Here is an 8,103-nt window from a genome sequence, read left to right as displayed (position 1 = left end):
CCACCTGCGTGGCTGTGTACCGTAGGCCGGCTAAACTGGATCTCGCGTTCGTAGCGCCGGCCGACTTTTCCTGCTCACGATGCCGTTTTTCCGAAAACGCCACGAATGGATCTTTCCAGAAGCCAGGCGAGCACACTAGTGCTGATGCTGAACCGCGGCAGATTCCTGATCAGACGTGCCCAGACGTATGCAAAACAGGCCCGCCACGGCCAGCGCCGCAGCCGCCGTCTCCAACGACCCCGAGAACGAATGATGCGGTGCGTACATCGCATTGGCCACAAGCGGTCCCACGATTTGCCCGATGCCAAAGCATGCGGTCATCACCGCGAGAATGCTCATGCGCATCGTGTGCGCGACCCGGCGTGCCGCGAGCATCGCAATTGTCGTGGTGCCCATGAATGTACCGCCTACGATCAATGCGCTGCCGAGGTATCCAACCGGGTTCGGCAACAGGACCGGCAAGATGACGCCGACCGCTTGCAGTGCGAGATTCAGGAACAGCGCGCGCCGTGTACCAAGGCGCATATGGAGTGCGTGCCAGATGAAGCACGACGGAGCCGCGCCCAAGCCGAACAACGCCCAGACCTGGATGGGATCGATCGAACCCACTGCGTTCCTGACGAAGAACGGCAAATAGGTCGCGGTGATGATGTAGCCAAAGCCCGCCAGTCCGTAGAGCGCGATCAGCCGTCCCGCACCGAGCGCAGGAAAGGACTCGTGTCCATGCACGGTTGCACGCGTGCCAGAGGCTTCAACCGGGTGTGCATCGAGACTCGGCAGCGCGATGGCACCGAGGATCAACGCGCCCGCTGCCAACACCCACCAAAGCCCGGCGCTATGCAGGTCGAACGCACGTCCCGCGATCAGCATTTCCGACGACAGCACAATGCCCAAGCCGACACCCGCATAAAGCATGGGAGCGCCGCTCGAATGACCGCGATGTTGCAGCAACCAGAGCGAAGCCGCGACCATGGTGACTGCGCTGACGGCGCCAGTGATGCCGCGCATCGCGATGATCAGCCAGGGCGCACTCAACAGCGCCGTCACCCCGAGACACACCACGATGCCCGCGAGCGCAAGCATGCACAGCCTGCGCGAGTGTCGCGGATGCACCGCGGCGGTCAGCAGGGCGCCGGCCAGATAACCCGCGTAGTTCGCTGATGCGGCGAGCGTGCCCTGATGCACGGTCAGCACGGCATCGCTGACCATCACCGGGTAGATACCCGTGAACGCAAAGCGTCCGAACCCCATTCCAACTGCCATGACGAGCGCGGCGACCAGTGCCGCCATGCCTTGGCCTGCAGTCGATGAAACCTGGCGAATCGTGCTCATGATGTTTTTCTCCTTGCTGCTTGATCCCTGGATGGCTTCGACAGCTTCGACACAAATGGCACCAGCGCTTCGCGCAGCGCGTTGAACGCTGCTGTCTCGTATCCGTTTCGATGGACGAGCCATGTGTCCACCTTCGCCACAACCTGGGTGCGGAAATCGGGTGGTTCTCGCAGCAACTCGAGCACGCTGCGCGGCACGAGGGATACGCAACCGCCAGCCGCCACGCACGCAAGCATGCTGTGGTACGACCCAACCTCCTGGATATCGAGCGGCGACCTGTCCTGACCGAGCCACTCTTCGGCAAGCACGCGGTAGCTGCAGCCTTCTGCGAACGCAGCGAGCGAACGCACGGTGATATCCGTGCCCTTGCGGACAGCGGCATGTCCGCGCGGCAGCACAAGCAGGATCTCTTCGCGAAAGACCGGTTCGCCGCGAAGCCCGGCTGCCTCCAGATCCGATGCTGTCGTCATCTCGCCGCAGGGCGGCAGCGCCGCGAACGCGCAGTCGAGCAGACCGCCGCGAACCTGTTCAAGCAATTGTCGTGAGGGTGCCGTCGAAATCCTGAGCTGGACCTCGGGGTACTGGACGTGAAGGGCGGCAAGCGGTCCCGGAAGACGAGCCGCAGCCGTGCTTTCCATGCTGCCAATTCTCAGCGTGCCCGAGGGCGCTTGCGGGCTTAGCACTTGTCGGGCTTCGTCGGCCAGTGCGAGCATGCGGTTGGCGTAGCCGAGAAAACGTTCGCCTTCAGTGTTCAGCGAAAGACGGTTGCCGTCGCGCCGGAACAGTGCCACCCCCAGCTCTTCCTCGAGCTGCTGGATTCGCGTGGTCACGTTTGACTGCACGCGGCCGAGCCGCTTGGCCGCGCGGGTCACGCTGAGTTCGGCGGCGACGACGCGAAAAATCTCGAGACTGGTGTGATCCATAAAAATCTCAATTAGAGAACGATGTAAACATAATATTCCCAAATTGAGATAATATGCAAGCGGTCTACTTCTTTGCGATGGTGACCCGGATCGACGCCTGTGCGCCCGGCCATCGCCCAACGCCTGACAGAACGTTTCGAGGCTCCCATGGATCAAGCCACCAGTCATCCAGCAACCAGTTCACTTATGCCGCCGCACGGCCATGTCCCACGGCTGAGCTATGCCGAACGCAACGCGCCGTACTGGCGGCGCAATCTATTTGTCTGCGTATTCGGGTCATTTACCACGCTGCTCAGTCTCAGCATGTTGCTGCCGTTCCTGCCGCTGTATGTGCAGCAGTTGGGCGTGAGTTCTCCGGCGGCGGTGGTGCAGTGGTCGGGTGTCGCATTCGGCGCAACGTTCTTCGGCACCGCGATTACTGCGCCGCTCTGGGGACGCCTGGCGGACCGCTATGGCCGCAAGCCCATGCTGATCCGCGCGGCGGTCGGCATGGCCATCGTCATGTCGTTGATCGGCCTTGCTCATAACCTGACCGAGCTGGTCGTGCTGCGGCTGATCGCGGGGTTGATCGGTGGGTATGCCTCCGCTTCGATCGTCATGGTCGGCACGCAGGCGCCGCGCGAGCGCGCAGGGTGGGCATTAGGCGTACTGTCGACGGGTGCGCTCGCGGGCAATCTCGTGGGACCGCTGGTCGGCGGTTTCCTGCCGACTTACGTCGGTATTCGCGGCACATTCTTCGTGGGCGGTGCGATCATCGCCGTGGCTGCGCTGCTGACCATCGTGGTTGTGCGCGAAGACTTCGATCGTACGACCGATGTGAAAAAGCGGACCGACGCAGGCGCGGCATTGCCTCCCACAATCAATCGCATGGTGATCGTCGCGCTGCTGGTGACGGCCATGATGGTGTTGCTCGCCAACATGTCGATCGAGCCGATCATCACTGTCTATATCGGCCAACTCGGCGTGCCGGGCGACCATGTCGCGCGTATGGCCGGGATCGTGATGGCGGCATCGGCGTTCGGCAGCATGTTGACGGCTGCCCGTTTCGGCGCGCTTGCTGATCGCATTGGCAGCTCGAAAGTTATCATCGGGTGTCTGGTGGCGACCAGCGTGGTGATGGTGCCGCAGGCGTTCGTTCACCAATGGTGGCAGTTGGCCATTCTTCGCGGCTTGATGGGCATGACACTCGCGGGACTGCTTCCTTCGATAGCCAAGGAGATCCGCCACGCGGTTGCCGATCACAATTCCGGCAAGACGCTCGGCTATCTGCAGTCGGCGCAGTTCAGCGGGCAGGTCATAGGGCCGCTGATCGGTGGGCAGATTGGTGCGCACATCGGCTTGCGCGCCGTGTTCTTCGTCACGGCTTCGTTATTGCTTGTTTGCGCCGGATTGAATCGATGGGCGAGAACCCGGCCGGTGGGGTGATCATCGATGCTGTGCCTCTCGGCGGAGGAGGGTTCCCGCGAACCCTTTTCCATGAGTGAAAACGGGCCGGTAGCGGGGGCATCGTCCCATTCCGACAATGAGGTGTTTGTGGTCTGCGCGAATCGGATTTCTCTTTATCGCTACGACCGGTTGCCTCTCCGACGACGACTAACCCGCTAAGCATACCTGCAGCCATCGGCGAATCGTCAAGCCTGCTTCGCCGTTAAAAGCTTGATACCCAGACCGAAGAAGACCAGGCCACTGCAACGCTTGAGCGCTTCAATCCACCGACCGGCGCCAAGCCCGTCATGAATACGGCGTACGCCGAACGAGTAGACGGTATGAACCAACGCCACGGTGCAAGCCACGGTCAGATACATCACGATGAACTGCGCCGGCAGCGGCTGGTCATGCGCGATAAATTGCGGCATGAAAGCAGAAAGGAAGATCAATGTCTTGGGGTTGCTTCCCGAAACCAATAATGCTTCCCGAAAAATTTTGCGCTTGTCGAGAGCGTGCGTGGGCAGTGTGTCGATGGATGCGGCCGCTTTACGTCTACCGCTTCTCAACTGCTTTACGCCAAGGAACATGAGATAAACCGCTCCCATGACCTTCATGGCGAGAAACAGCGGGGGCATGGCTGCAAGCACCGCGCCAACACCCAGCGCTACCAGCACCACGACGACCAACTGAGCCAGCAGATTGCCTGCGATGGTTGCAGCCGTGCCACGGCTGCCGAATCGAACGGTGTTGCGGATGACGAGCAGGACGTTAGGTCCGGGAGAAATAGTGGTGACCAGATACGCTATTGCGAAAAGAAACCAGGTATGAAAGGACATTCGCGGGCTCGCTGAACCGTTTCGGATGGGGATAACCGTAGACGAATAATGCCATCGATTAAAAGGCGGCATCAATGGGCGGAGCGGACTCGCGGACGGTCGTTGAACTGCCGGATGGCAGTGGCTTTTCCTACTGGAAGGCGTGCCCGCCGTCACGCTTGGAATCTATGCTTTCTTCTATCTCGGCGATTCGCCCGCGGAGGTTCACTGGCTCAGCGACCGCGAGACCGGATGATGGAGCGCCGCCGGCACGTGGCGGGCAGCGCGGCCGTGACGGCACTCGCCTTTGCGCTGTTGCCGGCGGCTGGCCACAACGTAACGATCGGCGTATGCCTGCTCGCCTTCGCGGCGGCGGCATCGTATGGCTGTTTCGTCGTGTTCTGGACGATACCCCAGACGTTCCTGCCGCACTCGTCGGCGGCTGGTGGCATTGCGATGATCACGAGTCTCGGTGGCACGGGCGGGTCCGTGAGTCCGGCATTCGTGGGTTGGACCAAGATGCAGACGGGAAGCGCGGAGCTTGGGTTGATCGGGCTTGCGGTCGTGTTGATGGCCGGAGTCGTGTTGTTGCTGATTGCCTTCCCCACGGCACGGAGCAAGCTCGCTACAGTACAGACCGCCGGCAATGGCCCGGCCAACCGGGCCATGGACATACGCATCGGTGGGAAGCGTCGGCAATGGACCCGGCGTGGCCCACCGCTCGCTATTGACCAGCCGAGCTCACGGGGCTCACCGCACTCGCAGCACTTGCCGCGGTCTCCGCTTCCACCGGATGCCGCGGATCGTGCAGCGCGCTGTCCGACCAGCCGCCGCCCAGATCGCCGATCAGCGAAGCGGCATCAAGCAGCCGCGTCTGCTGCACGTTCAACGCGGTTTGCTGATTGTTCAACTGGGTCGCCTGGGCGGTCGCCACGGTCGTGTAGTCCACGGTGCCGGCCTGATACTCGTTGAAGGCAATCTCGGCCCCACGGATTGCATCACGCACGGCGGCATCCAGCGCGTCGGACTGCTCGGCCAGGATACGCAAGCCGGATAAGTCATTCTCGACATCTTCAAACGCGGTCAGCACGGTGCCGCGATAATTCGCGACGGCCGCCTGATAAGCCGCCTTGGCCGCTGCAACTTCGCCGGTGCGCTCGCCGCCGTCGAACAGCGTTTCAGTCGCGCTGCCACCCAGCGACCAGACGTAATTGGCCACGCGCAGCAAGCCGCCCAACGGCGACTGCGTAAAGCCGTCCAGCGCGGACAGAGACACCGTCGGGTAATACGCCGCGACCGCAACCCCGATGGCGGCGTTCTGGGACGCCATCTGGCGTTCGGCCGTCGCTATATCGGGCCGGCGCTGCAGCAGGGTCGAAGGAACGCCAACCGGAATCGCCGGCAAGGTGGGCATCGCGGTGCTGTGCGGGATGACCAGATCCTCGGGGTTCTTGCCGATCAGCACCGCAATTGCATGCTCGTTTTGGGCGCGTGCGACGCCGAGCGCAATCAGGTTCGACTGCGCGGTTTCGAGCTGGGTGCGCGCCGTGATCACGTCGGAAGGTGCGACAGTGCCGAACTTGTCCTGGTCAGACACCACACTCAGGAAGTGCTGGTACGCCTTGACCGTTTGCTGCAGCAAGTCGATATCGGCGTCGCTGGTGCGCAATTGGATCACGGCGGTCGCGAGCGCAATCTGTTCGGAGAGCGTTGCATTCGCGAGCGTCGCTTCGCTCGCCTGCGCGGTCGCGGCATTCTGTTCAATCGTGCGGCGCACCGAGCCCCACAGGTCGGGTGCCCAACTGACATTGCCCTCGAGCGACGCTGAGTTGTTCACCGTTTGCAAGTTGCCGAAACTGCGGCTCGCGCTAGTGCTCGTCGTGCCGGTTGCGCTGCGTTGCCGGGTGCCTGAACCTGTCACGCCGATGACTGGAAACAGGCCGGAGCGCGCAACCTTGACCTCGGCGAGCGCCTCCTGGTAATTGGCGTAGTCCTGGGCCACGGTCTGGTTCGAGACCGCTACCAGCGGTTCGAGCTCGTCAAGCAACGGATCGTTGAAGCCGGTCCACCACGCGCCCTTGGGCCCGCTCGCATTCGGCTCGGCCTGGGTCCAGCCGGGCAGTTCGCGGAAGGTCGCAGGGACGCTGACCTGCGGCCGGTGGTAGTCGGGACCGACCAAGCAGCCGCCGAGCAGCAGAGCCGCAGCGGCGGCCAGGGGTTTGGAGGAAATCTTCATCTTCATGCCTTTGTATCCGTTTGCCCCGATTGCTCCGGCGGCCCCATTTGATCCGCTTGCCGGTTCCACGGCAATCCGGAAGACCACTTGACGAGCTTGAAGCGCAACCGGTCCAGGTACAGGTAGATCACCGGTGTGGTGTACAGCGTAAAGACCTGACTCAGGATCAGGCCGCCCATCACGGTAATACCCAGCGGCTGACGCAGCGACGCGCCCTGGCCGATACCGATCGCGAGCGGCACGGCGCCCAGCACGGCGGCGAACGTAGTCATCATGATCGGCCGCAGACGCACGACGGCGGCGGCATGAATCGCGTCCTTGGCCGCCATGCCCTCGTTGCGTTGCAACTGGATCGCCACGTCCACCATCATGATGCCGTTCTTCTTGACAATACCAATCAGCAAGATGATGCCGATCAACGCGATCACCGAGAACGGCGTGCCAAAAATCAACAGGGCGATGGTCGCGCCGATACCGGCCGAAGGCAGCGTCGAGAGAATCGTGAGCGGGTGAATCGAGCTTTCATAGAGCACTCCCAGGACGATGTAGACCACACCCAGCGCAGCGAGGATCAGCAGCGGGATCGTGCCCATCGACTGCGCGTAGGCTTGCGCCGCGCCCGCGAACGCACCGTGGACGCTGGCCGGCATGCCGATTTCGCGTTGCGCGTTTTCGAGCGCCACCTGGGCTTTGCTGAGCGAACCGCCGGCGGGGAGGTTGAAGGAGATCGTCGCGGCCACCAGCCCGCTCTGATGGTTCACCTGGGTCGACGTATGGTTGTTGACGTAGGTGGCGAGCGCCGGCAGCGGCACCATCGTTTCGGCCGAGGTGCTGTCCGCGCTGCCGCTCGAACTGCCGCCCTTGCTGTTGGAGATGCTGTTGTTGGTCGCGTTGGCTTGCGCGTTCGAGTTCAACGAATTGGTGTTCGATGACGCACTCGACGTCGCGCCGACTGCGCTCGCGGCTGTCACGCCGGTGACCGTGCCACCCGGCATTTGCGTCTGCTGCGAGCCCGTAGGATTGCCCGCCGCCGTGCTCATGAAAATCTGGTTGAGCGTCTGCGGATATTGCCAGTACTCCGGCGCCACTTCCATCACGACGAAGTACTGGTTGAGCGGGTTATAGATAGTCGATACAGTCCGCTGGCCGAACGCGTCATACAGCACGTTGTCGATCTGGTTCGGCGCGAAGCCGTAGCGAGCCGCCGTGGCGCGGTTGAAATTGATGTAGGTCTGCAGACCATTTTGCTGCAGGTCCGAGTTGACGTCGGTCAGCTGGCTGCGATCCTTGTTGAGCGCAGTCACGAGCTTGGGCGTCCACTCGAACAACGCGGCGGAATCATCGCTTGTCAGCGTGTACTGGTATTCAG

7 protein-coding genes are annotated in these 8,103 nt (G+C 62.3%); 1 reads left to right on the top strand and 6 read right to left on the bottom strand.

Annotation, left to right across the window (positions count from 1 at the left end; all coding sequences use genetic code 11):
* Positions 1-135 precede the first annotated feature (135 nt).
* A complete protein-coding gene (locus JWR14_RS07690) occupies positions 136-1,332 on the bottom strand; it encodes a YbfB/YjiJ family MFS transporter (RefSeq protein WP_299703959.1) in 1,197 nt (398 codons plus the stop codon).
* A complete protein-coding gene (locus JWR14_RS07685) occupies positions 1,329-2,255 on the bottom strand; it encodes a LysR substrate-binding domain-containing protein (protein WP_299703956.1) in 927 nt (308 codons plus the stop codon). Before JWR14_RS07685 ends, JWR14_RS07690 begins: the two co-directional genes overlap by 4 nt.
* A gap of 186 nt (positions 2,256-2,441) precedes the next feature.
* On the opposite strand from JWR14_RS07685, the gene JWR14_RS07680 reads away from it, so the two are divergent.
* On the top strand, positions 2,442-3,680 hold the full coding sequence (locus JWR14_RS07680) for an MFS transporter (protein ID WP_299703965.1): 1,239 nt from the start codon (positions 2,442-2,444) through the stop codon (positions 3,678-3,680).
* A gap of 206 nt (positions 3,681-3,886) precedes the next feature.
* On the opposite strand, the gene JWR14_RS07675 is transcribed toward JWR14_RS07680, so the two are convergent.
* The 4 genes from JWR14_RS07675 to JWR14_RS07660 all read right to left on the bottom strand — a co-directional run.
* A complete protein-coding gene (locus JWR14_RS07675) occupies positions 3,887-4,519 on the bottom strand; it encodes a LysE family translocator (RefSeq protein ID WP_299703953.1) in 633 nt (210 codons plus the stop codon).
* Positions 4,520-4,731: 212 nt separating this feature from the next.
* Positions 4,732-4,977: a hypothetical protein gene (locus tag JWR14_RS07670; RefSeq protein ID WP_299703950.1), complete on the bottom strand. Its 246-nt coding sequence runs from the start codon at positions 4,975-4,977 to the stop codon at positions 4,732-4,734.
* A gap of 245 nt (positions 4,978-5,222) precedes the next feature.
* Positions 5,223-6,734: an efflux transporter outer membrane subunit gene (locus JWR14_RS07665; protein ID WP_299703962.1), complete on the bottom strand. Its 1,512-nt coding sequence runs from the start codon at positions 6,732-6,734 to the stop codon at positions 5,223-5,225.
* A gap of 2 nt (positions 6,735-6,736) precedes the next feature.
* Positions 6,737-8,103, bottom strand: a 1,367-nt coding sequence (locus JWR14_RS07660; protein WP_299703946.1) for an efflux RND transporter permease subunit, incomplete at its 5' end; no start/stop codon positions are given.

The organism is Caballeronia sp. (assembly GCF_028292365.1).
Taxonomy (GTDB): Bacteria; Pseudomonadota; Gammaproteobacteria; order Burkholderiales; family Burkholderiaceae; genus Caballeronia.
Note: the sequence above shows the minus strand (reverse complement) of the source record. Positions and strands in the feature narration are given on the sequence as shown.